The following is a 26,056-nucleotide window of genomic DNA, read 5'->3' as shown; positions in this document are numbered from 1 at the left end:
TAAAAATACAACATAATATTGCATTGGCAAATTTTTTTTAAAATTTATTTGCCATATGTTTTTAATTCAAATATTAGTTGGTGTTTTTCCCCATCAATATCACTTATTTCTATTTCATAAGAGGTTTTAATGTCCTTTTTGTGGATGATAATGTGTTCTTTAGCGTAATTTTTGTCTTTAAATGTTATGTTTTTAAGTAATGCTAGGTTAATAATATCTTGTTTAGTAATGTCATCTGTACTATCTGATTTGATAATATTCTGAGCAGTTAATGGCTGGCTTTTCATTCCATAGATTAATATTTAACTAGTTTTCAAAGGTGTTTAATTGAATTTTAGATGTAAAAATACAATATTAAATTGTTTTATACAATTATTTTATTGTTTTTGATGTAAAATTTTAATTTATAAACTTTTGGTCTTATTTTTGTCTCAAATGAAATACAAGAATCATTATTGTATAAACACCATACCTTATAAATAAAAATGTCGAACTGGGAACGTCTTGAGAAAGTCATACAATATTTAGGATTTAACGTAAATTCATTTGCAAAGGAAATTGGTTTAAATCGTGCCGAAAGATTATATCAGATTAAAAGAGGTAACTACGCCATTAGTAAAAATTTGGCAGGTACTATAGCATCACGTTTTCCAGATATCAATGAAGCTTGGTTAATAACGGGTGAGGGCAATATGTTGAAGGATGGAGATAGTTATTGTAAAATTCCATTATATAATATTAGTTTGGAGAATTTTAAGACAGATCTATCTCAGATGACTCCTGCTCACGAATTAGAAATTCCAATTTTATCTGGCAGTGATTTTGCGATTGTCAACGAAGGAGAGGCTATGTCTCCTGAGATAGAACATGCCAGTGTTGTATTTGTTAAAGAAGTAGATAAATCTGCAGTAATATATGGAGATATTTACCTTATCATTTCCGAACATATTAATTTAATCCGCTTTGTGCGAGGATTAGATGATAAAAGATGGAAATTAGTGGCTAAAAATTCTACAGATTATGATGATATCTATATTGATCAAAGTGCAGTAAAGGCTGTATATAAGGTCAAAGGTGTACTGTCTATGGTTACAATGTAAAATTGTAAATAAAAATATTTTTATGAAAGCTCATCCCAATTGATGGGCTTTTTTCATATGTAATGCTTTACTGTTAAATAGGTTAAATTTTAAAACTCTTCATGGTCATAAGAGTGCTTTGATCCATTATTGTACAACAAATGTCCAATATAAAACAGCACTAATAATGAAGAAATAAAAGAATACTTAACAAATAAAAATATTAGAAATGCAGAAGCCGAGATATATAATAAAAATAGAAAGGCTTTTTTGCTGTCGTGCATTTTGAAAATAGCAATAAGAGCTAAAATATAAATAAAGGCAGCAAATGATAGTAGAGTCGTGTCGACTTCCAGACCCTTAAATAAAGTAATCATTTTCTTTTTAACTAATGAATGAATAATTTTTAAGCTAAACATTCATGAGGGCAATAGATTGTGATTTGCAAAATCAAAGAGTCGGAATCGGATTTCCGTGCGGATTGGTGTTTGTAAATGCGCAAAGAATTGTGCTCATTAGAACGTAATTGCAGAGTTAAATTTTCTTTGTCTTTGCAACTATTCAAAGGTAATACTCGTATATTAAGTTAATGTTAAGTTTCAACTTATCTATTTAAAAAATCTTTGCAAGCCTGTAACCCATTGTTGAGTCTTTGTTCACCTATTCCAGAAACTAATACATAATTTGCATTTAGGGCGTTAAGTTCCTTTTTCCAAATTTCTAAGAATTGCTCCCGTTGATCGGGAAAATCCCGCAAAGGATCATCTTCCCAAGGCAAATCGATATCCATTAATAGATAAAGATCATATTTTCTTGTTTTTATTTCATTAACAACTATATCAGGTGTATATTGAAATAAATGATCGCACCATATTTTTACAGTCAGGATCGTAGTGTCGCAAACCAGGAGATTACTAGCAACGCGAGCGGCAATAGCTTCTTCCAAGGCACGTTGTCCGTGAAACATATTTACTTCATCTTCTACCGTATATTGTTTATTTAGATTTTCACAATAATATCGTGCATATTCGGGTACGCAAAAGGTGTTTAATTCCTGAGCCAAAAAATTAGCCATAGTGGATTTTCCTGTGGATTCAGGTCCCACTACTGCGATTTTTATTATCCCCTGTGTTGAAGTTGACATGTCTGCAATATTACGGAAAAATTAAGAAGTAAAGATGTGTTTGATGGTAGAATAACTGGAAAAATTAGAGGAGAAAAGTTCTACTATTCAATTAAAATGCTTAATTGAACAACCTTGAAAGATACAATTTTAAACCCTAAATTACTTTATTGTACTATCCTGTTGGCACAGTTTGTACTTGCAAAAGATTCGGGTTTAGCTTTGAATACGAAACCCATTCCCAAAATATAGCCCATAGCTTCTTTTAAGGCAACATTGGATTCAAAATGTGGATTTGTATTAATGTCTGCATGTACTTCGAGATCAACTTGGTATCTGTCTAGGAGAGGACAGAGCTGATATGCGGCTTCAATGGATTTTTGGACTTCAAGTAGCATCCTTTCTTTAATGCTCATCTTGCGCGTAATTCGTTCTTTTTGGATAAACATAAATCCGCCTTTATGTTCTCTTAAAAAGACAATAACAGTAGCCATCTCTACGATGTTGCGTTTGACTTGCGAATCAGTGCCGATGTACACCTTTAGTTTGTTTCCTACTTGTCTTTCTCTAATAATAGCTTTTTCAACAGCATCGTCGATAGATGAGCGAAGGTATTCGCCATTGTATTTTTGCCATCCCATAATTTGTTAAGTTTTTTATTAAAATTAAAAGTTGAGTGTTCATTGTATATTAAAGTATTATTATTTCTAATTAATGTGAATCCTTGCTTCCGTAGGCTAAATCTCCCGCGTCTCCCAAACCAGGAACAATATAAGACTTGCTGGTAAGTTCCTTGTCCATGTCGCCAATCCATAGATGTGCTTCTGGAATAAAAGCACGTACATGTTGAACGCCTTCTTCTGATGCAATCACCGAAGCAATATGTAATTCCTTAATATTGTATTGACTTAAAAGTTCCTTACAACACAATACTAAACTTCTTCCTGTGGCAAGCATTGGATCTGCTATAATGACTATCTTGTCATCAAGATCTGGTGTGTTTTCATATTTTTTGTGAATCTCAAATTCCCCACTTTTCTTCGTATGACGGAATGCAGCGATGAAACCTGAATCGGCTTGGTCGAAAACATTTAATAACCCTTGATGAAATGGAAGTCCAGCTCGGATAATGGTGACTAGCACGGGCTGGTCATCTAAAGTATACATTTCTGAGATGCCTAATGGCGTTTCGATTTCTTCTGGAGAATAGGTCAAGGTTTTGCTGATCTCGTAGGCAATGATTTCACCTAATCTTTCGAGATTTCTACGAAAACGCATTCGATCTTGTTGTATAGTGATATCGCGGAGCTCGGCGATATAGTGATTGGCTATACTATTTTTTTTTGTTAGAATCGTAATCATAGCATTCTAGTTTAGAACCAATTTAACAAAAAAAAATCAGATATGTTTACATTACGTCACAATATACGTGTAATGTTAGGAGTTGGGTTATAGAAATAGTATTTTTACGTTAGAGGCATTTTATGAGATTTGAGCTTACATCTGAATATCAACCTACGGGAGATCAACCTGCAGCTATCAAAGAATTGGTTGCGGGAGTACAACAAGGGGACACTTATCAAACATTATTGGGGGTAACGGGGTCTGGAAAGACCTTTACAGTGGCTAATGTCATCCAACAAACCCAAAAACCTACATTGATTCTTAGTCATAATAAAACGTTGGCTGCTCAACTGTATGGTGAGTTTAAACAATTCTTTCCGAATAATTCGGTGAATTATTTTGTTTCTTACTATGATTACTATCAACCTGAAGCTTTTATCGCGACGACCAACACGTATATAGAGAAGGATTTAGCTATTAATGAAGAAATAGAAAAACTCCGTTTGGCTACAACTTCCGCCTTGATGTCAGGCAGGAGAGATGTAATTGTGGTTTCTTCGGTATCGTGTATTTATGGTATGGGAAATCCAGAAGATTTTTCGCGTTCGATCTTTCGGTTCGGAGTAGGTACGACAATTTCTCGTAACGCTTTTTTACATCGATTGGTTGAAATTTTATATTCACGTACTACTGCAGATTTCAAAAGAGGTACTTTTCGCGTAAAGGGCGATACGGTGGATATTTATCCAGCTTATTTGGATAATGCCTATCGTGTGTCTTTTTTTGGTGATGAAATAGATGAATTATCTGAAATAGATCCTGTATCGGGTAAAACGATTATAAAGCACGAAACCTTATCATTATTCCCAGCCAATCTTTTTGTAACCCCAAAAGATAAATTCACAAATTCTATTTGGTCGATTCAAGAGGAATTGGTGGCGCGCAAAACACAATTGGAGGATGAAGGAAAAATGCTCGAAGCCAAACGTTTGGAAGAGCGCGTGAATTACGATTTGGAAATGATGCGAGAGTTGGGTTATTGTTCGGGTATTGAGAATTACTCCAGATTTTTCGATGGTCGTCAGCCAGGTATGCGTCCTTTCTGTTTATTAGATTATTTTCCAGATGATTATTTGCTTGTTATTGATGAGAGTCATGTGACTTTACCACAATTAAGAGCGATGTATGGTGGAGACCGATCACGTAAGATTTCCTTAGTAGAACATGGTTTTCGTTTGCCAGCTGCATTGGACAATCGTCCATTAAATTTCCCAGAATTTGAATCTTTAACAAATCAGACTATATACGTATCTGCAACACCGGGTGATTACGAATTGCAAAAGACAGAAGGTGTCTTTGTAGAGCAGGTAATTCGCCCTACAGGTTTGTTGGATCCGATTATCGAAGTGCGACCGGCCATTAATCAGGTCGATGATTTCTTGGAGGAAGTTGATAAAGCCATCAAAGATGGGGGACGTGTATTAGCAACCACGTTGACAAAACGTATGGCTGAAGAATTGACGAAATACATGTCCAGGTTGAATATCAAGGTACGATACATTCACTCCGAAGTGAAAACGCTCGAACGTGTTGAAATCTTAAGAGGATTGCGATTAGGAGAGTTTGATGTTTTAGTAGGAGTGAATTTGTTGCGTGAGGGATTAGACTTGCCAGAAGTGACTTTAGTAGCTATTTTGGATGCTGACAAAGAAGGATTTTTGCGTTCGGAACGTTCATTAATACAAACCATAGGTCGTGCTGCTCGTAACGACAAAGGCCGTGTGATCATGTATGCTGATAAAATGACCGATAGTATGCAAATTACAATTGATGAAACAAATCGTCGTCGTGAAAAGCAAATTGCATATAATCTTGAACATGGAATTATCCCACGTACTGTAGGAAAGTCGCGTGAAGAAATATTAGAACAGACTTCAGTAGCCGATTATAAGCCCGGTGAAGTCAAAGCTTATGTTGAGCCAGATGCTTCTTCAGTAGTAGCTGCAGATCCATTGATGGAATACATGGGTGAAAAAGAATTTAAAAAAGCTATCGAAACAGTGCGTAGACGTATGGAAAAAGCCGCTAAGGATATGGATTTCTTAGAAGCAGCAAAATTACGTGACGAAATGTTTGCGATGGAGGCACAATACAAAGAAAGATTTGATTAATCCAAATCTTTCTTATTTTCTTTCTTGATATAATTTAGTTTTATTAAGACTCAACGTCCAGCAGAAATTTTCTTTTGTCAAATAAAAATTCCCATTGGTAAATAATGTATCATTGCTTTGATCCAAAATAATACTGTGATCTTCCTCTGCAACAAATATCTCCGCTTTTTTCTGTAGAGAATCAATGAGTATAAATGCTGAAGTTTGATAAGAATTAGCTGCATTTAGAACATCTAATGAAATGCCGTCTTCGAAAGGACGAATGCAATCATTCTTCAATTGTGACCAAGTATATCCTGCAGAAGTAAGACAACCGTTTTTATCTTTTTCTCCTCCTATATTACTTACTGAATCTACTGTGCTAATAGTAGAAGAAGAAGATGTGGTTCTATTGGATTGACATCCCCAAAAAAGTAATATTGTAAATAAACCTAGTAGTGTGTTAAATTTCATGTGATTCTATAGTTAATAGTGGAGATTAATAATCAAAAAATATTCCGTAGTTATAACAAACGGCTTTATAAAAATGTTTTTTGTTTTATTTGTAATAAACAATTATTAAGTTTATGCAATTTATAATTTTAGAATTGTCTATTTGAAAAAGTGTTAATGAAGAAGGGTGTTTTAGTCATCAAATTTGGTTCCGCATCGGTAACATCGGATGGTGAAATTGATGAACGTATTATATTAGAAATTGCAAGACAAGTATCCGCCTTACAAGCGCAGTACAATATTGTGATTGTATCATCGGGTGCAGTTGCTGCGGGTAAAAAATATATCCCCAAATACAAGGGGACCTTGGAGCAGCGTAAAGCAGCTGCGGCTATTGGTAACCCACTATTAGTGCGAAAATACTCGACCTATTTCAAACCCTTCAAAATTGCTTTGGCACAAAGCCTTTGTGAGCGCCATCATTTCTCCAACAGAGAACAATTTTTGCAGTTAAAAAGTACATACGAGACTTTATGGAAAAACAATGTTATTCCTATTGCCAATGAGAATGATGTAGTAAGTAACAAAGAACTTAAATTTTCAGATAATGATGAGTTGGCAACTTTGATAGCTGCTGGTTTTGGAGCGGATAAATTGCTATTGTGTACGTCGGTACCTGGTGTTTTGGACAATGAAGGAAATGTAATTACTGAAATTGATAATATTGATAAAAGTGTATTATCCCTTGCACGCAAGGATAAATCTGCTGTAGGTTTAGGAGGAATGACCTCTAAGCTCAATTTCGCACGACTTGCTACCCAAATGGGTATTGAAGTGGTTATCTTCAGCATGCATGGCGTGGATAATATTATCAAAGCAGTCAGTGGAAAAACTGGAACACTTTGTAGAGCACAAGGTAAAAAGGTAAGTTCTAAACAAAAGTGGATGGCAAGTGGCAGCCTAATTAAAGGCTTGGTAACAATTGATAAAGGAGCGTTAACAGCCTTGCGTAACCGTAAAAGTTTACTCGCTGTCGGCGTGGTAGATATTATTGAGCATTTTGAAATAGGAGAGGTGTTTCATATTGCGGATGAAGAAGGGACTATTCAAGCTGTTGCGAAGTCCAAAATAGACTCCTTGACAATGAAAACAAGTAGTAAAGCGAAGAATGTAGAAATAGCACATGCGGACGATATCGTGCTTATATAATAAAGAAACATGGCAAGTATTCAGACACAATTAGAAGCAGCTCAGAAAGCGAAAAAGGTAATAAACGCGTTGACTGTAGCGGAAAAGCAAGCAATTTTAATTGGGATTTCGGAAACCTTATTGGAGAATATTGAAAGTATCATAGTAGAGAATAAAAAGGATCTTGATCGTATGGATCCTGCTGATTCCAAATACGATAGATTGTTGCTGACAAAAGAGCGTATCATAGGTTTGTCCAATAGTGTTTTGGACGTGGCTAATTTACCTGATCCTATAGGTATTACCTTAGTTTCGAAGGTGTTACCGAATGGCTTACAGATCGAAAAAAAATCAGTAGCATTAGGTGTAGTGGGAGTGATTTATGAAGCACGTCCGAATGTGACCATTGACGTAGCTGCATTGTGTATTCAATCGGGGAACGTATGTTTGTTGCGAGGTGGTTCTGACGCGATATATACAAATACCTGTTTAGTGAGTTTAATTCAAAATGTGTTAGCATCACAAGGCTTGGATGTTAATTTAGTGCAATTGCTACCAACGGATCGTGGATTGGTGTACGATTTATTGACCGCTACGCAATATGTGGATATCATTATTCCAAGAGGCTCACAATCTTTGATTGATTTTGTTCGTGAGAATGCCAAAGTTCCGGTTATCGAAACTGGAGCAGGAGTATGTCATACCTATGTGGATAAAACTGCTGATTTGGATAAAGCCGTGGCTATTGTCGTAAATGCTAAAACTTCAAGACCATCTGTGTGCAATGCTTTGGATACGATTTTGGTAGATAAAGAAGTTGCGGAAGCCTTTGTGCAAAAATTAGTCACTCCACTTATTCCTTTTGACGTGGAAGTTTTTGCTTCCGAAGAATTGTATCCCGCATTTGAGCAGTTGAATTATCCTTATTTAGTGAAAGCAAGTCAAGAAGATTTTGGTCGAGAGTTTTTAGATTTTAAATGTTCGATCAAAACGGTGGATGGACTAGCGGAGGCATTAGATCATATTGATATATATTCTTCCAAACATTCGGAATGTATTGTTTCTCAGGATGAACAAAATATTAATATCTTCTTACAAGCTGTGGATGCCGCGGCGGTGTATGCCAATGCCTCAACTCGATTTACCGATGGTGGAGAATTTGGTTTGGGTGCCGAAATCGGTATTTCTACACAAAAATTGCATGCTCGTGGACCTTTCGCCTTAGAAAAGTTAGTCACCGAAAAATGGTATATTCGTGGTGACGGACAAATTCGGTAATAAATGGGGATACGATTTGAAAAAGACACTATCCTGAATTGGATAAATGAGATGGGAAAATTCCTGCGTTTGCTGGTAAGCAAATGGGAAGGAGAATTGGTGGAATTGGAACCCGAAGCTATCTCAAATGGGTATAAAGAATTCTTTAAAAGGGAGCGTGAAGAACTATTAAAAATGGATGAAAATGAACTTATCATTTTCGTCGCATCTTTAGAGCCTGAACAAATTCGTCCATTAGCACAATTGCTGATGTATGATGGATTGCTAAATTCAGATAAGGTTATTTTGCAAAAAGCAAAAGTTCTTTTTGAATACCATATGAAATCTTCGGGAAGTTTTTCTTTCGAAGATTACGACCTGCTAGGTCAGATTGATAAAGCATTAAAATAGAAAAAGTCGGTAAGCGACTTTTTCTATTTTAATATTTCTCGCGCAATTACTAATCGTTGAATTTCCGATGTGCCTTCATAGATTTGAGTGATTTTCGCATCGCGCATTAGGCGTTCCACGTGATATTCTTTCACAAAACCATAGCCACCGTGAATTTGTACAGCTTCAACGGTATGTTTCATCGCGACTTCTGAAGCATGTAATTTGGCCATTGCAGCTTCTTTTCCATACGGTACACCTTGATCTTTCGTCCAGGCAGCTTTGTAGGTTAACAATCTAGCGGCCTCGATTTCCACTTCCATATCGGCTAATTTGAATTGTATGGCTTGATGATTAGAAATCGGTTTACCGAAAGTTTTTCTTTCTTTGGAATATGCCAATGCCAAATCATAAGCTCCAGCCGCGATGCCTAAAGCCTGTGCTGCAATCCCAATACGACCGCCATCCAACGTCTTCATCGCAAATTTAAATCCAAACCCATCGTCACCAATGCGATTTTCTTTAGGCACTCTGACATCAGAGAACATCAGTGAATGCGTGTCCGAACTACGAATACCTAATTTATTTTCTTTTGGTCCAATTGTAAAACCAGGCATTCCTTTTTCAACAATCAGCACATTAATTCCTTTGTGTCGTAGTTCAGTATTTGTTTGTGCAATAACAAGGTATATATCTGCGTTACCACCATTGGTAATCCAGTTTTTTGTTCCATTCAAAAGATAATGATCGCCTTTGTCTTCCGCTTGCGTATGCTGTGAAGAAGCATCAGACCCTGCTTCGGGTTCTGACAATGCAAAAGCGCCAAGTTTTTCTCCCTTTGCTAGGGGTACTAAAAATTTCTGTTTTTGTTCTTCTGTACCATACTCATTCAACCCCCAAAGCACAAGAGAATTATGCGCGGAAACAATCACTGCCGCAGAGGCATCGATTTTAGCCAATTCTTCCAACACCAATACATAGGCAAGTGTATCCATTCCTGCACCGCCATATTGTTCAGGAGTCATAATACCCATGAAACCTAATTCGCCCATTTGCTTGACAAATTCGTAAGGAAATTTTGCTTCTTCATCACGATCGATTACACCTGCTTTGAGCTCTTGGGCGAATTCACGTGCAGCGTCGCGAATCATGATATGTTCTTCAGATAGTTCAAAATTCATTTTAGTAAAGTTTATATGGTTGTAAACCAAATATAAAAAATTTTATTATGCTAGCATAATATTTTTATTGTTTAATTTTTAAGAATTTTAAAAGAATGTCAAAGGGAGGATAATTGTAAACCAAATTGTCAGTTATATGTTATATACCAGAGAAAATAAAGAATTTTATTAAAAAATATTTGGAAGAATATCAAAGTCTACTATATTTGTAGAGTTAATAGATTTTTGAATTTAAAACAAAGGGAATATGAGTTTAAGATTAGGAGATGATGCGCCAAATTTCACAGCGCAAACCACAATTGGAGAGATTGATTTTTATGATTACACAGCAGGCAGTTGGGTAGTATTATATTCGCACCCTTCAGATTTTACACCAGTATGTACCACTGAATTGGGTAGAACTGCACAATTGAAATCAGAATTCGAAAAACGTAATGTAAAAGTTTTGGCTTTAAGTGTTGATCCTGTAGAAGAGCATTTAGAGTGGGTAAAAGATATTAACGAGACTCAAAATACAACTGTTGATTTCCCAATCATTGCCGATAAAGATCGTAAAGTAGCAGAATTGTATGATATGATTCATCCGAATGCTTCGGCAACAGCGACAGTTCGTTCGGTATTCGTAATTGGTCCAGATCGTAAAATCAAATTGACATTGACTTATCCAGCTTCAACAGGTCGTAATTTCAATGAGATATTGCGTGTGATTGATTCGTTGCAATTGACTGCAGATTATTCTGTGGCTACACCAGCAGATTGGAAGCACGGGGAAGATGTAATTGTAGTTCCTGCAATTAAGACAGAAGACATCCCAGCTAAATTTCCAAAAGGATTTAAAGAAATTAAACCTTATTTGCGGGTAACACCTCAGCCTAATCTATAATCTTCGCTACTAGCACAAACAACATATATAACAAGAAAGCCAACTCTATCAGTTGGCTTTTTCATTGTATGAGTTTTTTCGTTTTCTCAGTATATAAGAAACTAACACCGCACATATGACTATTATCAATATGTGAACAGCCAGCTGTTCGAAGTCAAAACTATAGTGCTCATTACTTGAGAAATACAAGAAAGTTTGTGTTGCTAATAATAGAGACAAGAATATGAATAAATATATCCAAAAAGTTTTCATGTTAGTTCTAAGATATTAAATATCTAATATTCAAACAAATAAAATTTAGTAAAAAAGGACACATTGCTGTGTCCTTTTAATATATAATGGATTTTAGACTAATTTCTTAATAAACTTTTACGATGTAAATGTAGTCTTGTAACTTTTTAATTTGTTCGGTACGACTTAATTTGTTCAACGCATTTTTATTATTCAAAACGATATTTCCTTTTAGGGACTCACCAGGAATGCGGTTCAATGTTTCAATCAATTCTTTCGATTTGATTGCAAAGGCTGCACCGTCAATTCCTTTTTGTTTACCCGAAATAATACCTACAACATTGCCTTGAGCATCTAATACAGGACCTCCACTATTACCTGGGTTAACAGGAATTGAAATTTGATAAGCGATGGTATCACCTGCATAACCTGTATTCGAACTCAAATAACCTTGTCCGTATACGGCTTCATCACGAGGGAAACCAATAGTATAAATATCTTCACCTACGTCCGTAAGTTGTTTTTTGAATGTATAAGGTATAGGTTTAGAATTTTTAAAGCTAGAGTCCGAGATAAGTAAAATCGCTAAATCTTTTTCCGCATCCGTATGAATAATTTCTGCTCGGTAAGCTTTTCCTTTGTTGTTTTGCAATTGGATGGAATCTGCGCCATTCACTACGTGATAGTTTGTTACGACATAACCATCTTTGGTCAATAAGAAACCTGTTGCACCAAAATGTGAAGGAGTCTCTTTTTGAGGTTTTTCGTTTTTATTGATGTTTTGTAACACCTTATTTTGAGCTGTTACATTACGTTTTACGGAATTCATTTCACGACGCAAAGCACTATAATCTGAAGTTGCTTTTTTCACATCTGTGAAATAACCTGTAAACCAAAGCGTGCTGAAAACAGAAATAACAGCAACAGCAGCAGCGATACCTGTATTGATTTGTAATTTGCTCCAGAAGGAAATTACTTTAGTACCGAAATCTTTTTCTTCTTCTGTTTTGAAAAAATCTACTTTTTCAGCACCTTCTCCTAAAGCAGCTTTAAATAAATTTCTGCTTTCATTGTCTTTGAAGGTTTTTAAGAAAGTCTTATGTTCTTCGAAAATTTGAGCATATTCAGGATTAGACTGGCAAAAATCTTCGAAGGCCTGAACGTCTATTGGTTCAAGTTCACCTCTCAAATATTGATCTGCCCACTCTATGAAATTATGCCTTTGCATCTGCATGTTTTTTTACTCCTTGATTTTAATCGTAAAAAATATCTTTTTGAGACGTTGTAAGCATTTGTACTTTTGAGTCTTTGCATTATCACTGTTGGTATATCCAAACTTCTCGGTGATGTCTTGCATCGACAAGTTTTTGATATAAAAATCTTTCAGTAACGTCTTGCAAGGTTCTCCTAACTGATTCATGGCTTCATTCATTTGATCGAACTTATTTTCGACCTCTTGATGTTGCTGAATATCTTCTTCTACATGTAATATATCTTCAAAATCGGATATATCGGATGTATTGCTAGTATGACCTTTTCTCGATAATTGTTTTAACCACAATCGACGAGATACAGCATATAAAAAAGTACTGAGCTTACTATTCAACTCAAACTTGTTTTGAGTAATCTTATCGTATAATACCATTACGGCTTCTTGAAAAATATCTTTAGCCTCTTCATCCGTTCCGTTATTGTTGACGATCATATGAGCGATAGAAGGGTAGAATGATTTATAAATTCTATATATGAATCTATTATCTCCCTGCGCGATGCCTTCGATGATTTCAGCGTCCGAAACGTCAGTTGGTAATATGTTCTTAATCTTACTCACTTATTAATACCCTAAAATCCAAATAGTAACCCTCTAAAAATTAAATTTAAGATATGAAAAAAAATTGGTTCAAACGTAGGAGATTTTTTAATGAAAAACCAAGAAACTTAATAAAATAACGATAAAATGAATTAACTTATTGTGATACAACGGATTTGTTTTCACATGAAACGGAATGATTTTGAGATTAAATACACAAAATGAAAATTCCGCAAACGTGTGTGTTTAGGTAGGATGTTGTATTTGCTTTTGGATATGATATTTTTGTTATTTACAACATCTAAATAAATGAATTATAAATCGCTAACATCTCTATTTTTAGCTGTTATTTGTTCGCTGACTAATGCAAATAGTCAAGAACAAATATGCGCTAATTTGCCGTTTACCCAAAGTTTAAGTGGTTTTGCTTTTACTAGTACTGCCCAGCCTACAGGTGATGAATGGCAATCTCCGCAAGCCCTTTCCTTGAATAAAGAATTGCCAAAAGCTTACTTTTTTTCTTTCGCTAACACGAATGAGGCTCTGAAAGTATTGCCAGAACATAGTTCTTATTTCAAAAATCTAAATGGTACTTGGAAATTCAGTTGGGTGAAACATCCAGATGAACGTCCTAAGAATTTCTATGAGAATTCTTTTGATGTATCCAAATGGGATGATGTGCCTGTACCTATGAGCTGGAATATTTTAGGAATTCAAAAAGATGGATCACTGAAATATGGTGTTCCTATCTATGTGAATCAACAAGTAATCTTCCAACACAGTGTAAGAGTTGGAGATTGGCAAGGTGGGGTAATGCGAGAACCACGAAAAGATTGGACAACATATCATCATCGCAATGAGGTAGGTTCTTACAAACGGTCGTTTGAGGTTCCTGCTGATTGGAAAGGAAAAGAAGTTTATATCAATTTTGATGGGGTTGATTCATTCTTTTATTTATGGATCAATGGAAAATATGTTGGTTTCTCGAAAAACTCCAGAAACTTAGCTTCATTTAATATTACACCTTATTTGAATGAAAAAGGGGCTAATACTGTTTCTGTAGAAGTTTACCGTAGTTCAGATGCTTCTTTTTTAGAGGCACAAGATATGTTCCGTCTTCCAGGAATTTTCCGTACGGTATCCTTGACCGCTAAACCTAAAATTCAATTTAGAGATTTGGTGGCTATTTCTGATGTGGTGAATAATTACAAAGATGGTGTGTTGAACATTTCGGCTGATATCAAAAATGCTTTTGATAAAGTGTATAAAGGTTTCCACATCACTTACAAGTTATATGCCAATGCTCTTTATTCGGATAATGTAGAAAATCTTGTTGCTACAGTGGACGATACAAACGGAAGCGAAGCAAAGCTGAGCGCTAAAACATCAGTTTTTACCACAAAACAGTTGAAAATTGAGAATGTACGTTTATGGTCTGCAGAAAGACCTTACCGTTATACTTTAGTAGCGGAACTTAAAGATAAAAAAGGTAAAGTTTTAGAAACAGTTTCTACGTATGTGGGTTTCCGTAAAGTTGAAATTAAAGATACCAGAGCACAAGATGATGAGTTTGGATTAGCTGGTCGCTACTATTATATTAACGGCAAGACTGTGAAGTTGAAGGGTGTGAATCGTCATGAAAGTAATCCCGAGACAGGAAAGGTGATTTCGCGTGAGCAGATGGAAGATGAAATCAAATTGATGAAGCGTGCTAATATCAACCATGTGCGTAATTCACACTATCCAGATGATCCTTATTGGTATTTCTTATGTGACAAATATGGTATCTATTTGGAAGATGAAGCCAATATAGAAAGTCACGAGTATTATTATGGTGACGCATCGTTATCTCATCCTATTGAATGGAAAGATGCACACGTAGCACGTTGTGTAGAAATGGTACAGGCGCGTATAAATCATCCTTCAGTTGTGATTTGGTCATTGGGTAATGAGGCTGGTCCAGGTAATAACTTTGTAGAAGCTTATAAAGCTATTAAAAAAATTGATACATCACGTCCTGTTCAGTATGAGCGTAATAATGCTATTGTAGATATGGGATCGAACCAATATCCTTCTATTAGCTGGGTGAAAGGTGCTGTGACAGGCAAATTTAATTTGAAATATCCTTTCCATATTTCGGAGTATGCGCACTCTATGGGCAACGCAGCCGGTAACTTAATTGATTACTGGGAGGCTATGGAATCTACTAACTTCTTTATGGGAGGTGCTATTTGGGATTGGATCGATCAATCTATGTATTATTATGATAAGAATACAGGAGAGCGTTTCCTTGCTTATGGTGGTGATTTTGGTGACACACCAAACGATGGGACCTTTGTGAATAATGGTTTGCTCTTTGCTGACCGTACAGAAAAACCTCAATATTGGGAAGTGAAAAAAGTTTACCAAAATGTTGGTGTAAAAGCTTTGGATATTCAAAAAGGCGAAATCGAAATCTTCAACAAAAATTATTTTGTGTCATTGGAAGATTATGATATTCAATGGGCACTATACGAAGATGGTGTAGAAATCGAAAGAAGTTCTGCGTTTATCGGCCCTAAGAATATTATTAGTCCTCGTCAAAAACAAATTGTACGTGTCCCTCTTTCTTTTGATAAATTAAAAGAGCAGTCTGAATATTTTGTGAAGATCCAATTCTTGCAAAAAGAAGCTCAAATATGGGCGCCAAAAGGCTACGTGCAAATGGAGGAACAGTTGTTAGTGAAGAATGCTTCAAACAAACCTTTAATTTCTTCAGTAGCAAAAGGAAATCCATTAAAGGTTTCTGATAATGCAAATTTAAAAGCTGTAGAAGGTGATGGCTTTAAAGCGATATTTGATCTTCAAAAAGGAACAATTCATAGCTTAGTATACAATGGTAATACAATTATCCGTGAAGGCGAAGGTCCACAATTGGACGCTTACCGTGCGCCATTGGATAATGACAATTGGGCTTACCAACAATGGGTCGCTAAAGGTTTACATAATTTAAAACATAAAGCTTTATCAAATTCGATTTTCCAAAGAGCGGATGGTGCATTGGTATTATCTTTCGTGGTAGAATCACAAGCGCCTAACGCAGCAACTATTGTTGGAGGAAATTCAGGTACATATAAAATTATTGAGCATTCGGACAGAGCTTTTGGTGTTTCGGATTTCAAATTTACTACTAATCAGATTTGGACAGTTTATCAAGATGGTTCTATTGAGTTAGAATCTATTATTTCATCAAATGATGCAAGTTTTGTATTGCCTAGATTGGGCTATGCATTGCAGCTTCCTGAAACATTAAGCAATTACAATTATTATGGTCGTGGCCCAATAAATAACTATGCTGACCGTAAAACTGCTCAAAATATTGAGTTCCACAAAAGCACGGTTAAAGATCAGTTTGTGAATTGGTCTAACCCGCAAAGTATGAGTAATAACGAAGAGGTACGTTGGGCTTCATTAACAAATACAAGTGGGCAAGGTGTTATTTTTGTTGCAAAAGATCAATTGTCTACCTCTGCTTTACCTTGGTCAGAATTAGCAGTTACTTTAGCATCCCATCCACATGAATTACCTAAAAGTTCGGGTACACATTTACATTTGGATGCTGCGGTAACTGGATTAGGGGGTAACAGTTGTGGGCAAGGTCCTCCATTGGATCCAGATCGTGTAAAGGCGGATACTCATTCAATTGGTTTCATTATTCGTCCAGTGAATAACAATTTTACAGCACAGGCAAATGTGGCTGTGGCTGGTGAAATGCCTTTGACTGTTACACGTTCGAATGCAGGTGAGGTTACTATTGCAAGTGACAATAAAGATGCTAAAATCCTTTATCAAGTTGGAAAAGGAAAGCCTCAATTGTATACTTCTTCTTTCCGATTAAGAGAAGGAGGAGAGGTTTCGGCTTGGTATCAAGCAAATACCAAGATTAGAACTTCGGTAGTTTTCCCAAAAATAGAAACAGTACCTTTAAGTGTAGTATTTGCTTCAAGTGAGGAAACAGGAGAAGGAGCGAAATATTTGGTAGATGGCAATGTAAATAGTATCTGGCATACAATGTATTCGGTTACTGTTGCTCAATATCCGCACTGGGTAGACTTCGATATGGGGGAAGAAAAGCAAATCAAAGGATTTACATACTTACCTAGACAGGATGGACCGAATGGTCGTATCAAAGATTATAAGATTCAAGTAAGTTTAGATGGCAAAACTTGGTCAGAAACTATAGTAGATGGTAGTTTCTCTCGTGAGCCAAGCTTACAAACTGTTCGTTTCAAAAGTGCCGTAAAAGGACGTTATTTGAGATTTACAGCATTGAGTTCTCAAAATGGTGCTGACTTTGCTTCAGGAGCAGAATTTGGCATTATAGCGGATTAGTAGTTTAGTTTCACTTCTTATATTGGAAGAGCAAAGATGTTATGTCTTTGCTCTTTTTGTTTGTAATTAAATTTTATTAACTTATACTTATTAATAAGGTGTTATGGAAAAGATTATTAAATATCCACATCCACATGGTGAAATCACTGTGTTGTGGAAGCCTGAATTATGTATTCATGCTGGTGTATGTGTAAAAATGCTTCCTCAAGTATATAAACCCAAAGAAAGACCTTGGTGCAACCCCGAAAATGCTTCAGTAGAAGAATTGATTAATCAGATTAAAAAATGTCCATCAGGAGCGCTAGGCTATGAATTAAAGAGACCTGATAATCAAATGGAGATTTAGCTTAGAGATTATTTTGATAGAATAGCTATTAGAGTCTAATAAATATTCTACAAATCAAAAAAAAGGTTATCCAAATAAATGAATAACCTTTTAAGAGCGGTCTGGACGGGACTCGAACCCGCGACCCCATGCGTGACAGGCATGTATTCTAACCAGCTGAACTACCAGACCGTTTTTGGTTTTAAATCTTGACTCAGACATGCGACTCTCCCGACAATCGGGATGTTCAACCAGCTGAATTACCAGACCTAAGATTTTTAGTTGTTGTTTTATAAAAAGAATTTTAGCGGTCTGGACGGGACTCGAACCCGCGACCCCATGCGTGACAGGCATGTATTCTAACCAGCTGAACTACCAGACCTAAAATCTTTTTTTTAATGCTTTAAAGAACGATTGAAAGATAAGAAATAATTTGGCGGTCTGGACGGGACTCGAACCCGCGACCCCATGCGTGACAGGCATGTATTCTAACCAGCTGAACTACCAGACCTAAATTATTTTCAATATTTTTCAGAACGATGAAAGAACTCTTTCTTTCTCTTGCGGTCTGGACGGGACTCGAACCCGCGACCCCATGCGTGACAGGCATGTATTCTAACCAGCTGAACTACCAGACCTTTTTGTTTAAATCTTACACTCACACAACCTACTTTTTTAATTGTTAGGATACTCTCCCTTGTAAGCTTTCAGACTCAAACCCTTCATCTGAGAAGGTGTGCAAATATAGGGCTGTTTTGCGTAAAAACAAACTTTTTTTGAAAAAAAATTACTCTACAGCACCCTCTTTCATCTTCTCTGCATTCTCTGCAAATTGCAATGCATCGATAATCTCCTGAATATCACCATCCATAATTGCTGGAAGGTTATACATCGTCAAACCAATTCTATGTTCAGTTACGCGACCTTGTGGATAATTATAAGTACGAATTTTTGCAGAACGGTCTCCAGTGGACACTAAAGTCTTACGTTTTGCCGCGATGTCACCATTCTTTTTGTTCAATTCTATTTCGTAAAGTTTGTTACGAAGCATTTCCATTGCCAATTCACGGTTGGCTAATTGAGAACGTTCCACCTGACAAACGACAACAATACCAGAAGGTTTATGCGTCAATTGAACTTTGGTTTCAACTTTATTTACGTTCTGACCACCGGCACCACCTGAACGTGATGTCTGCATCTCAATATCGCCAGGATTTAATTCTACATCGACATCCTCAGCTTCTGGCAATACCGCTACTGAAGCTGCAGAAGTATGTACACGACCTTGTGTTTCGGTATCTGGTACACGTTGTACACGGTGTACGCCCGATTCATACTTCAATTGACCGTAAACATCTTCACCAATTACTTTTAGGATTACCTCTTTATAACCTCCTGAAGTACCTTCCGTAACATCCATTACTTCGTTACGCCATCCTTTTTTCTCAAAATAACGTGTGTACATACGGTACAAATCTCCTGCAAAAATCGCTGCTTCATCACCACCCGTACCTCCACGAATCTCAATAATAGCATTTTTAGCATCTTCAGGATCTTTAGGAATTAACATAAGACGGATTTCTTCTTCTTTTTCCTCTTTTTGAGCATAAAGTAGATCTTGTTCCTCTTTTGCCATTTCCCTTAATTCTTGATCCTTTTCATTCACAAGAATATCTTTGTTAGCTTCCATATTGCTAACGATGTTTTTATAGATATGGTATTGTTCAACGATTTTGCCCAAGTCTTTGTACTCCTTGTTCAATTTTGCAAATCGTTTCATATCAGAGATGGTTTCTGGCTTGCTTAATTCAGCTTCCACTTCTTCCCATCTTTCCTTAATAGCTTGTAATTTTTCTAACATAATTCTAAATCCTACAGGTAAATTTTGCCTTTTGGAGACGCAAAATTACTGAAAATTTATGTTAAAACCGTAGTATTTGTTAATGACTTGACACCGCTTTTAGACCAACTATAGAAGCGATAAGCGTAAAAATGAAGAATATGCGCCAAAAGTCAGCGGGTTCTTTGAAAAAAAAGATGCCCATTAATACTGTTCCGACAGCGCCTATGCCTGTCCATACCGCATATGCTGTGCCTAAAGGTAAAGTTTGAGTCGCTTTAATCAGTAATCCCATACTTGCAAATAGGGAGATAACAAATCCTAAATACCAAAGATACATTGTCGTGCCACTTGCTTCTTTGGCTTTACCAAGACAAGTTGTAAATCCAACTTCAAATAAACCTCCTAAAATCAAAAATATCCAGTTCATATTCTTTATATTGTTTGATACAAAGGTCTGGATTTTAGAAAGAATTAATTTTTACAAATGCTAAAAAGTTATCTAATCTCTGCCCGGATTCTAGACAAAGTGACTTGTGAAACACCAAGATAGCTAGCAATATATCCTAGTTTGATACGCTGTAAAAGTTTGGGTGCTTTTCCTAATAAATCAGCATAGCGCTCTGCCGCAGATTTAAAAAGACTTTGCATCAGACGGGATTCAATTTTCAATGTTTCCAATTCGGCAAGTTTTCTTCCCCAGTTCGCAATAGGAAGAGAGGTGCTGTATAAAGATTGCAATTCAGCTATAGAAATGCGATAGACGGTACAATCTTCAAGCGTGTCTACAATTTCATAAGTTGGGAGATTGTGAATATAACTGTTGAGGGGTAAAATGATATCTCCAGGGAAACAAAAATCGAGTACAACTTCTTTTTCTTCTTTTGGATAAAAAATCCGACAAATGCCTTCTTCTAAAAAATAGATATATTTGATGACTTGTTGCTGTTGGATAAGAATTTCATTTTTGGATAGCGTCACTTTTTCCGCTAATCCTATTATTTTTTCCATTTCATCATCTTGCAATGGAAATATATCAAGCAATCCTCTCTTTAATTCCATTTCTGCAAACTTAATTTTTCCCCATCCCATACTGCGTAGGTACGATGATTTATCCATTCTCCTAAATTTACCACATGAGTAGCTCCATTCAATATAATATCGTATGGGACATGACGGTGACCATAAATCATATGATCATAATGTTGGGCTTGTAAAATTTCTTTACTGTATTGAATCAGCCATTCTTTATCTTCACCCAAGTAGGTTTCGGGCGAATTGCTGGATACGCGGCTGTGTTTTGACCAACGTGTGGCAATACCAATACCTAAATTCGGATGCAGTAGGGCAAATAACCATTGGCAGAAGGAACTTCTAAAAAATTTCTTTAAAAATTTATATTTAGCATCACCAGGTCCAAGACCATCACCATGATGAATATAGAAAGATTTCCCGTTGAGATTCAGAATCAACTCATTATCAACGATTCGGGCGTTTAGCTCTTTTTTCAAATAGCCAAACATCCACATATCGTGGTTACCTTTGAAAAAAGTAAGTTTAATGCCTAAATCTGCCAGTTCAGCAAGCTTTCCCAAAAAGCGAATATAACCTTTGGGTACAACTGTAGCATATTCAAACCAAAAATCAAATATATCACCCACAAGATAAAGTTCTGCAGCATCCGCTTTGATAGAATCTAACCATTGAACTATAACTTTCTCACGTTCTTCTGATTTTTCTAATGGGTAAGCCCCCAAATGGAAGTCCGAAGCAAAATATATCTTGTTTCTTGTTTGCATACGCGGTAAAAATACCAAAATCACTATTGCAAACAAACTGTATTGTTGTAAATGCTTAATAATTAGTAGATTTGATAATAAAACTAACCAGTTATGAAAACAAAATTAATTTTTGTAATGTTGTCGATAGCTATAGTTAGCTGTCAGTCACAAAATAAAATTGAAGCAGTGAAAGATATTACGCTTAAACCATACCCGCAAACAGAGAAGATAGAGCATAAGGATACGTACTTTGGAGTAGAAGTAGAAGATCCTTACCGTTGGTTGGAAGATGATTTATCTGATAAAACAAAGGCTTGGGTTACCGCGCAAAACGAAGTTACTCAGGATTATTTAGGGCAGATTCCTTTTCGTGATGCTATAAAGTCACGATTGGAGACCATTTGGAACTATGAAAAATATTCAGCGCCAACTACAGAGGGGGAGTATATCTATTGGTACAAAAATGATGGATTGCAAAACCAAGGTGTATTATATCGTAAAAAAGGAGAAAATGGAAAAGAAGAGGTTTTCTTGGATTTGGATAAACTTTCAGAAGATGGTACTACTTCCGTAGGCGGAATTTCTTTTAGCAAAGATGGTTCTCTGGTGGCTTATCAATTATCCGAAGGTGGCTCAGATTGGAGAAAAGTAGTAGTTTTAAATACGGAAGACAAGGCTGTGGTAGGAGATACCTTAATTGATGTGAAGTTTTCGGGACTGGCTTGGCGAGGGAACGAAGGTTTTTATTACAGTTCTTATGACAAGCCAAAGGCTGGTTCTGCTTTATCTGCTATGACAGATGTACATAAGTTATATTTTCATAAGTTGAACACACCACAAGCCTCAGACGAACTAGTATTTGGGGGAGAAAATTTAAAACGTCGCTATATTGGAGCTGGATTGACAGAAGATGAAAGGTTCTTGATTGTGAACGCAGCCAATACCACATCGGGTAATGAGATGTGGATAAAAGATTTGAGTAATCCGGAATCCAATTTTGTTTCGATGGTAAATAATATGGATAAGAACCATTATATTATCGATAATGACGGGAGCAAGTTATTTATTTATACCGAGCTGAATGCTCCGAATGGTCGTATCGTAACCGTAGATTTTGCAAATCCAACTCCCGAAAATTGGAAAGACTTAATTCCAGAAACCGAAAATGTATTAAGCCCATCATCAGGTGGTGGAAAAATCTTTGCTTCCTATTTGAAAGATGCGACTTCTTTAGTCAAACAGTTTGATCGCAAAGGAAAGCTTGAGCGTGAAATTGAATTACCTGGGGTAGGTACAGCATCAGGTTTTGGTGCGAAGTTGGGCGATAAGGAGTTGTATTATTCGTTTACTTCCTACATACATCCAAGTACAATTTATAAATATGATATTGCTACGGGCAAGTCTGAAGTTTATAAAGCCTCTGGTGCGAAATTCGATCCTTCGCAATATGAGTCAAAACAAATTTTTTATACTTCCAAAGATGGGACGAAGATACCGATGATTATTACACACAAAAAAGGTGTAAAATTAGATGGTACTAATCCAACCTTGTTGTATGGGTATGGTGGCTTTAACATTAGTTTGACGCCATCATTTAGTTTGGCTCATGTGATCCTATTAGAACAAGGTGGTGTATATGCTGTGGCTAATCTGCGTGGAGGAGGAGAATATGGTGAGAACTGGCATTTAGCAGGTACAAAATTGAAAAAGCAGAATGTCTTTGATGACTTTATTGCGGCAGCAGAATACCTTATTAAAGAAAATTATACTTCTTCAGAAAAATTAGCGATTGCTGGAGGTTCAAATGGTGGGCTTTTGGTTGGTGCTTGTATGACGCAAAGACCAGAATTGTTCAAAGTTGCTTTTCCTGCAGTTGGTGTGTTGGATATGTTGCGTTATCACAAATTTACAGCAGGAGCGGGATGGGCATTTGATTTTGGTACCGCAGATGAAAGTAAAGAAATGTTTGATTATTTATACAAATATTCACCCTATCATGCGTTGAAACCAAAAACAAACTACCCTGCAACGATGGTTACTACAGCAGATCATGATGATCGAGTGGTGCCTGCGCATTCCTTCAAATTTGCTGCTCGTCTGCAAGAATATCATACGGGAAGTAATCCTGTGTTGATTCGTATTGATACCAAAGCTGGTCATGGCGCAGGCAAATCTACAGCCATGCAGATTGAAGAAAATGCCGATCGTTGGGCTTTTATGTTCCAAAATATGGGGATTGGCTATACCGAAATTAAATATTAATTTAGTAAGGACGACAAAGGGTCGTCCTTTTTTATGGTCGAAAAATTAATACAACATATTCATAGCATTGTATCTCTGACTGATGAGGAAATGGTAATCGTTCGAGAATTGGTCAAAGAAAAGGAAATTCCTCGTAAGAAATTCCTGCATCAGGCAGGAGAGTTAGCTTCTTATGCTGCTTTTGTGGTGGAAGGATGTTTACGTTCGTACACAGTTGATCGAGATGGCTTTGAGCATATTCTGCAGTTTGCACCTGAAAATTGGTGGATTTCGGATATGTATTCAATGGTAAAAAATAAGCCAAGCGAATTGAATATTGATGCTTTACTGGATAGTAAGGTGTTGTTATTAAGTCGATCTTGTCAACTTTCTATTTTTGATCGAATACCTAAACTGGAACGTTATTTCCGCATTTTGAGTGAAAATGCGTTAGCGGCAAGCAATCAACGTACTATCAATTACCTGAGCTTGACAGCTAAAATGCGTTATGAAAAATTCTGTGAATTATATCCCTCATTAATCCATACTATTCCACAGAAATCCATTGCTTCTTACATTGGTATTACACCGGAATTTCTAAGTAAACTGCGTGCGGAGCGGAGTTAATTAAATTAGAAAAATCTATAGTTTGAGAAAATATATAAATTATCATACCGATTGGTATTTTATTTTTATATTTACTTTTAGTATGAGCAAAGAGTTATCAAAAGCAGAGCGCACAAAGCAATTCATTATTGAACAAACAGCACCTATTTTCAATGCGAAAGGTTATGCTGGTACGTCGCTTACGGATTTGACTCATGCAACTGGACTGACCAAGGGGAGTATTTATGGTAATTTTGAAAATAAAGACGAAGTAGCTCTTGCCGCCTTTGACTACAATTTTAATCGTGTCACGAATTATATAAAAGAGCGAATATTAAAAACTGAAAATTCAATAGAACGACTTTTGGTATATCCGAAGGTATATAGGGATTTTTTGATTATTCCGTTTTTACAACCGGGTTGTCCCATTTTGAATACGTCTACCGAAGCAGATGATACACACCCAAAATTAAGGGAACGCGCTACTAATGCACTTTCCTTTTGGAAAACATCTATTGAAAACCAAATTAAAAGAGGTATAAAACGAGAAGAAATTAAACAAGACACCGACCCGACTGAATTTGCGGTTATTTTAATATCGCTAATTGAAGGAGCCATAATGCAAGCTAAGGTGACTGGAAAATCAACAGAATTACGAATTGCCATGAATTTTTTGACACAACTTATTAATAATCTAAAAACATAATTTTTTTATTCAAAAATATACCATTCGGTATATTTTTATAAAATTTAAATACATAACAATGAATACATTAAGAAAGATTGTAGAAAGTAAAATTCGGATCCAATATCAGGATTGTGATCCTTTCAATCACCTGAATAACTCCAAATATATTGATTGCATTGTCGCTGCATGAACAGAGCAGTTACTAGATAATTATAATTTCAATACGGCAGACATACTCCAAAAACATGGTGTCGGCTGGGTGGCTGCGCAAACACAGATTTCATACATATGTCCAGCAATATGGCTTGAAAATGTGATTGTAGAAACAAGACTTATTGCTTTTTCGGAGTTCAGCTTATTAGTAGAAGGGATTATGTGGAACGATAGTAAATCACAAATTAAAGCGATTATGTGGGGGAAATTGGTACACTTCAATATTAAAACCCAACGCAGTCACAAACATTCGCCAGAATTCATGAATCTATTTGAACAGATACATTATCCAATAGAGAACGCTAAAAACTTTAATGATCGCGTAAAAATATTAAAACAACTAAGCCAATAATTTTATGAAACGATTACTGTTAATTTCAATAATGTTTGCTACTGTCTTGGTCAACGCGCAAACATTCACGCTGAAAAGTAATGAACTCGGTGGACAAGCCACCCACAAACAAGCGTTAAACAGTATGGGCTGCAATGGACAAAACATTTCGCCACAACTGTATTGGGAAAATCAACCTGGAGGAACTAAAAGTCTTGCAGTAACAATTCATGATGCAGATGCACCCACGGGAAGTGGGTGGTGGCACTGGCTGATTTTTGATATTCCGGCGAACATTACTGAATTAAAATCAAATGCTGGCAACACAGCTTTGAGACTTGCACCAATCGGATCGATACAAAGTATGACCGATTTTTAAAACACAAGGTTATGGAGGACCATGCCCTCCCGAAGGAAATAAGCCTCATAAATATACTATTACAATTTATGCTTTGAAAACCGAAAAGCTGGGATTAGATGCAATGGCAAATCCTGCTTTAGTTGGTTTTATGTTAGAGCAAAATTTTATTGAAAAGGCTTCATTAGTTTTTTTTTACAAACGATAGTTGAC

Annotated in this window: 27 protein-coding genes and 4 tRNA genes; 15 read left to right on the top strand and 16 right to left on the bottom strand. The window is 36.2% G+C overall.

Annotation, left to right across the window (positions count from 1 at the left end):
- Nucleotides 1-44: 44 nt before the first annotated feature.
- The gene (locus H8B04_RS04965) at nt 45-287 is read right to left on the bottom strand and encodes a hypothetical protein (protein WP_165290623.1); all 243 of its coding nucleotides are present in this window, start codon (nt 285-287) and stop codon (nt 45-47) included.
- Between the two features lie 198 nt (nt 288-485).
- Between H8B04_RS04965 and H8B04_RS04960 the strand changes: the two genes are divergently transcribed.
- Entirely contained in the window at nt 486-1,100 is a 615-nt protein-coding gene (locus H8B04_RS04960; RefSeq protein ID WP_190301646.1) for a S24 family peptidase, read from the top strand.
- A gap of 583 nt (nt 1,101-1,683) precedes the next feature.
- On the opposite strand, the gene H8B04_RS04955 is transcribed toward H8B04_RS04960, so the two are convergent.
- The 3 genes from H8B04_RS04955 to upp form a co-directional block, all read right to left on the bottom strand.
- The gene (locus H8B04_RS04955; RefSeq protein ID WP_190301645.1) at nt 1,684-2,223 is read right to left on the bottom strand and encodes an AAA family ATPase; all 540 of its coding nucleotides are present in this window, start codon (nt 2,221-2,223) and stop codon (nt 1,684-1,686) included.
- Between the two features lie 146 nt (nt 2,224-2,369).
- Complete coding sequence (locus tag H8B04_RS04950) at nt 2,370-2,843, bottom strand: ribonuclease H-like YkuK family protein (RefSeq protein ID WP_190301644.1); 474 nt, start codon at nt 2,841-2,843, stop codon at nt 2,370-2,372.
- A gap of 70 nt (nt 2,844-2,913) precedes the next feature.
- Complete coding sequence (gene upp / locus H8B04_RS04945; protein WP_190301643.1) at nt 2,914-3,564, bottom strand: uracil phosphoribosyltransferase; 651 nt, start codon at nt 3,562-3,564, stop codon at nt 2,914-2,916.
- A gap of 122 nt (nt 3,565-3,686) precedes the next feature.
- Here upp and uvrB point away from each other — a divergent pair, with 122 nt between their 5' ends.
- Nucleotides 3,687-5,717, top strand: a complete 2,031-nt coding sequence (uvrB, locus tag H8B04_RS04940; RefSeq protein ID WP_165290628.1) for an excinuclease ABC subunit UvrB — start codon at nt 3,687-3,689, stop codon at nt 5,715-5,717.
- Nucleotides 5,718-5,729: 12 nt separating this feature from the next.
- On the opposite strand, the gene H8B04_RS04935 is transcribed toward uvrB, so the two are convergent.
- Complete coding sequence (locus H8B04_RS04935; protein ID WP_190301642.1) at nt 5,730-6,170, bottom strand: hypothetical protein; 441 nt, start codon at nt 6,168-6,170, stop codon at nt 5,730-5,732.
- Nucleotides 6,171-6,326: 156 nt separating this feature from the next.
- Between H8B04_RS04935 and proB the strand changes: the two genes are divergently transcribed.
- From proB to H8B04_RS04920, 3 genes are read left to right on the top strand one after another with little or no spacing between them, the layout of a single operon-like run.
- Nucleotides 6,327-7,358 carry a glutamate 5-kinase gene (proB, locus tag H8B04_RS04930; RefSeq protein ID WP_190301641.1) on the top strand — a complete coding sequence of 344 codons (1,032 nt, stop codon included), beginning with the start codon at nt 6,327-6,329 and terminating at the stop codon, nt 7,356-7,358.
- A gap of 9 nt (nt 7,359-7,367) precedes the next feature.
- On the top strand, nt 7,368-8,615 hold the full coding sequence (locus H8B04_RS04925; RefSeq protein WP_190301640.1) for a glutamate-5-semialdehyde dehydrogenase: 1,248 nt from the start codon (nt 7,368-7,370) through the stop codon (nt 8,613-8,615).
- Between the two features lie 3 nt (nt 8,616-8,618).
- Complete coding sequence (locus H8B04_RS04920; RefSeq protein ID WP_190301639.1) at nt 8,619-9,005, top strand: hypothetical protein; 387 nt, start codon at nt 8,619-8,621, stop codon at nt 9,003-9,005.
- A 23-nt stretch (nt 9,006-9,028) separates the two neighbouring features.
- Here the strand turns inward: H8B04_RS04920 and H8B04_RS04915 are convergent, their stop codons facing one another.
- A complete protein-coding gene (locus H8B04_RS04915) occupies nt 9,029-10,165 on the bottom strand; it encodes an acyl-CoA dehydrogenase (RefSeq protein WP_165290633.1) in 1,137 nt (378 codons plus the stop codon).
- 247 nt (nt 10,166-10,412) lie between these two features.
- On the opposite strand from H8B04_RS04915, the gene H8B04_RS04910 reads away from it, so the two are divergent.
- Nucleotides 10,413-11,048 carry a peroxiredoxin gene (locus H8B04_RS04910; protein ID WP_165290634.1) on the top strand — a complete coding sequence of 212 codons (636 nt, stop codon included), beginning with the start codon at nt 10,413-10,415 and terminating at the stop codon, nt 11,046-11,048.
- Nucleotides 11,049-11,406: 358 nt separating this feature from the next.
- Here the strand turns inward: H8B04_RS04910 and H8B04_RS04905 are convergent, their stop codons facing one another.
- Both H8B04_RS04905 and H8B04_RS04900 read right to left on the bottom strand, forming a co-directional pair.
- Nucleotides 11,407-12,507 (bottom strand): S1C family serine protease, encoded by a 1,101-nt coding sequence (locus H8B04_RS04905; protein ID WP_223815279.1) that lies wholly within the window; start codon nt 12,505-12,507, stop codon nt 11,407-11,409.
- Between the two features lie 12 nt (nt 12,508-12,519).
- Entirely contained in the window at nt 12,520-13,110 is a 591-nt protein-coding gene (locus H8B04_RS04900) for an RNA polymerase sigma factor (RefSeq protein WP_317170642.1), read from the bottom strand.
- 288 nt (nt 13,111-13,398) lie between these two features.
- Here H8B04_RS04900 and H8B04_RS04895 point away from each other — a divergent pair, with 288 nt between their 5' ends.
- Together H8B04_RS04895 and H8B04_RS04890 are read left to right on the top strand one after the other, a co-directional pair.
- Nucleotides 13,399-17,460 (top strand): glycoside hydrolase family 2 TIM barrel-domain containing protein, encoded by a 4,062-nt coding sequence (locus H8B04_RS04895; RefSeq protein ID WP_190301637.1) that lies wholly within the window; start codon nt 13,399-13,401, stop codon nt 17,458-17,460.
- Nucleotides 17,461-17,563: 103 nt separating this feature from the next.
- The gene (locus tag H8B04_RS04890; RefSeq protein WP_190301636.1) at nt 17,564-17,806 is read left to right on the top strand and encodes a (4Fe-4S)-binding protein; all 243 of its coding nucleotides are present in this window, start codon (nt 17,564-17,566) and stop codon (nt 17,804-17,806) included.
- Nucleotides 17,807-17,903: 97 nt separating this feature from the next.
- Here H8B04_RS04890 and H8B04_RS04885 read toward each other — a convergent pair.
- From H8B04_RS04885 to H8B04_RS04850, 8 genes are all read right to left on the bottom strand, one after another.
- Nucleotides 17,904-17,977 (bottom strand) — tRNA-Asp (locus H8B04_RS04885).
- A 116-nt stretch (nt 17,978-18,093) separates the two neighbouring features.
- Nucleotides 18,094-18,167: transfer RNA gene (locus H8B04_RS04880), tRNA-Asp, on the bottom strand.
- A 52-nt stretch (nt 18,168-18,219) separates the two neighbouring features.
- Nucleotides 18,220-18,296 (bottom strand) — tRNA-Asp (locus H8B04_RS04875).
- Nucleotides 18,297-18,349: 53 nt separating this feature from the next.
- Nucleotides 18,350-18,423: transfer RNA gene (locus tag H8B04_RS04870), tRNA-Asp, on the bottom strand.
- Nucleotides 18,424-18,572: 149 nt separating this feature from the next.
- A complete protein-coding gene (gene prfA, locus H8B04_RS04865; protein ID WP_165290638.1) occupies nt 18,573-19,646 on the bottom strand; it encodes a peptide chain release factor 1 in 1,074 nt (357 codons plus the stop codon).
- A 79-nt stretch (nt 19,647-19,725) separates the two neighbouring features.
- The gene (locus H8B04_RS04860; protein ID WP_165290639.1) at nt 19,726-20,055 is read right to left on the bottom strand and encodes a DMT family transporter; all 330 of its coding nucleotides are present in this window, start codon (nt 20,053-20,055) and stop codon (nt 19,726-19,728) included.
- A 68-nt stretch (nt 20,056-20,123) separates the two neighbouring features.
- Nucleotides 20,124-20,717, bottom strand: coding sequence for a Crp/Fnr family transcriptional regulator (locus tag H8B04_RS04855; RefSeq protein WP_190301635.1), 594 nt, complete (start codon nt 20,715-20,717; stop codon nt 20,124-20,126).
- On the bottom strand, nt 20,678-21,424 hold the full coding sequence (locus tag H8B04_RS04850) for a UDP-2,3-diacylglucosamine diphosphatase (protein ID WP_190301634.1): 747 nt from the start codon (nt 21,422-21,424) through the stop codon (nt 20,678-20,680). The genes H8B04_RS04855 and H8B04_RS04850 overlap by 40 nt, the downstream gene beginning before the upstream one ends.
- A gap of 93 nt (nt 21,425-21,517) precedes the next feature.
- On the opposite strand from H8B04_RS04850, the gene H8B04_RS04845 reads away from it, so the two are divergent.
- The 7 genes from H8B04_RS04845 to H8B04_RS17320 all read left to right on the top strand — a co-directional run bounded on the left by H8B04_RS04845 (nt 21,518) and on the right by H8B04_RS17320 (nt 26,051).
- Nucleotides 21,518-23,668: a prolyl oligopeptidase family serine peptidase gene (locus H8B04_RS04845; protein WP_190301633.1), complete on the top strand. Its 2,151-nt coding sequence runs from the start codon at nt 21,518-21,520 to the stop codon at nt 23,666-23,668.
- A 33-nt stretch (nt 23,669-23,701) separates the two neighbouring features.
- On the top strand, nt 23,702-24,274 hold the full coding sequence (locus tag H8B04_RS04840) for a Crp/Fnr family transcriptional regulator (protein WP_165290643.1): 573 nt from the start codon (nt 23,702-23,704) through the stop codon (nt 24,272-24,274).
- Nucleotides 24,275-24,356: 82 nt separating this feature from the next.
- Nucleotides 24,357-24,959: a TetR/AcrR family transcriptional regulator gene (locus H8B04_RS04835; protein WP_165290644.1), complete on the top strand. Its 603-nt coding sequence runs from the start codon at nt 24,357-24,359 to the stop codon at nt 24,957-24,959.
- 58 nt (nt 24,960-25,017) lie between these two features.
- Nucleotides 25,018-25,131 (top strand): acyl-CoA thioesterase family protein, encoded by a 114-nt coding sequence (locus tag H8B04_RS17430; protein WP_165290645.1) that lies wholly within the window; start codon nt 25,018-25,020, stop codon nt 25,129-25,131.
- 42 nt (nt 25,132-25,173) lie between these two features.
- Nucleotides 25,174-25,506 (top strand): acyl-CoA thioesterase, encoded by a 333-nt coding sequence (locus tag H8B04_RS04825; protein WP_165290666.1) that lies wholly within the window; start codon nt 25,174-25,176, stop codon nt 25,504-25,506.
- 4 nt (nt 25,507-25,510) lie between these two features.
- Nucleotides 25,511-25,864, top strand: a complete 354-nt coding sequence (locus H8B04_RS17255) for a YbhB/YbcL family Raf kinase inhibitor-like protein (protein ID WP_262886427.1) — start codon at nt 25,511-25,513, stop codon at nt 25,862-25,864.
- Entirely contained in the window at nt 25,857-26,051 is a 195-nt protein-coding gene (locus H8B04_RS17320) for a YbhB/YbcL family Raf kinase inhibitor-like protein (RefSeq protein WP_317170643.1), read from the top strand. The genes H8B04_RS17255 and H8B04_RS17320 overlap by 8 nt, the downstream gene beginning before the upstream one ends.
- Nucleotides 26,052-26,056: the final 5 nt, after the last annotated feature.

The organism is Sphingobacterium litopenaei, from assembly GCF_014692495.1.
GTDB lineage: Bacteria > Bacteroidota > Bacteroidia > Sphingobacteriales > Sphingobacteriaceae > Sphingobacterium > Sphingobacterium litopenaei.
This window is presented reverse-complemented; position numbering and strand designations above follow the sequence as displayed.

Coding starts and splice junctions, on each gene's coding strand:
- H8B04_RS04965 (WP_165290623.1), bottom strand. CDS start 287: ATGAAAAGCCAGCCATTAACTGCTCAGAATATTATCAAATCAGATAGT.
- H8B04_RS04960 (WP_190301646.1), top strand. CDS start 486: ATGTCGAACTGGGAACGTCTTGAGAAAGTCATACAATATTTAGGATTT.
- H8B04_RS04955 (WP_190301645.1), bottom strand. CDS start 2,223: ATGTCAACTTCAACACAGGGGATAATAAAAATCGCAGTAGTGGGACCT.
- H8B04_RS04950 (WP_190301644.1), bottom strand. CDS start 2,843: ATGGGATGGCAAAAATACAATGGCGAATACCTTCGCTCATCTATCGAC.
- upp (WP_190301643.1), bottom strand. CDS start 3,564: ATGATTACGATTCTAACAAAAAAAAATAGTATAGCCAATCACTATATC.
- uvrB (WP_165290628.1), top strand. CDS start 3,687: ATGAGATTTGAGCTTACATCTGAATATCAACCTACGGGAGATCAACCT.
- H8B04_RS04935 (WP_190301642.1), bottom strand. CDS start 6,170: ATGAAATTTAACACACTACTAGGTTTATTTACAATATTACTTTTTTGG.
- proB (WP_190301641.1), top strand. CDS start 6,327: ATGAAGAAGGGTGTTTTAGTCATCAAATTTGGTTCCGCATCGGTAACA.
- H8B04_RS04925 (WP_190301640.1), top strand. CDS start 7,368: ATGGCAAGTATTCAGACACAATTAGAAGCAGCTCAGAAAGCGAAAAAG.
- H8B04_RS04920 (WP_190301639.1), top strand. CDS start 8,619: ATGGGGATACGATTTGAAAAAGACACTATCCTGAATTGGATAAATGAG.
- H8B04_RS04915 (WP_165290633.1), bottom strand. CDS start 10,165: ATGAATTTTGAACTATCTGAAGAACATATCATGATTCGCGACGCTGCA.
- H8B04_RS04910 (WP_165290634.1), top strand. CDS start 10,413: ATGAGTTTAAGATTAGGAGATGATGCGCCAAATTTCACAGCGCAAACC.
- H8B04_RS04905 (WP_223815279.1), bottom strand. CDS start 12,507: ATGCAAAGGCATAATTTCATAGAGTGGGCAGATCAATATTTGAGAGGT.
- H8B04_RS04895 (WP_190301637.1), top strand. CDS start 13,399: ATGAATTATAAATCGCTAACATCTCTATTTTTAGCTGTTATTTGTTCG.
- H8B04_RS04890 (WP_190301636.1), top strand. CDS start 17,564: ATGGAAAAGATTATTAAATATCCACATCCACATGGTGAAATCACTGTG.
- prfA (WP_165290638.1), bottom strand. CDS start 19,646: ATGTTAGAAAAATTACAAGCTATTAAGGAAAGATGGGAAGAAGTGGAA.
- H8B04_RS04860 (WP_165290639.1), bottom strand. CDS start 20,055: ATGAACTGGATATTTTTGATTTTAGGAGGTTTATTTGAAGTTGGATTT.
- H8B04_RS04855 (WP_190301635.1), bottom strand. CDS start 20,717: ATGGGATGGGGAAAAATTAAGTTTGCAGAAATGGAATTAAAGAGAGGA.
- H8B04_RS04850 (WP_190301634.1), bottom strand. CDS start 21,424: ATGCAAACAAGAAACAAGATATATTTTGCTTCGGACTTCCATTTGGGG.
- H8B04_RS04845 (WP_190301633.1), top strand. CDS start 21,518: ATGAAAACAAAATTAATTTTTGTAATGTTGTCGATAGCTATAGTTAGC.
- H8B04_RS04840 (WP_165290643.1), top strand. CDS start 23,702: ATGGTCGAAAAATTAATACAACATATTCATAGCATTGTATCTCTGACT.
- H8B04_RS04835 (WP_165290644.1), top strand. CDS start 24,357: ATGAGCAAAGAGTTATCAAAAGCAGAGCGCACAAAGCAATTCATTATT.
- H8B04_RS17430 (WP_165290645.1), top strand. CDS start 25,018: ATGAATACATTAAGAAAGATTGTAGAAAGTAAAATTCGGATCCAATAT.
- H8B04_RS17255 (WP_262886427.1), top strand. CDS start 25,511: ATGAAACGATTACTGTTAATTTCAATAATGTTTGCTACTGTCTTGGTC.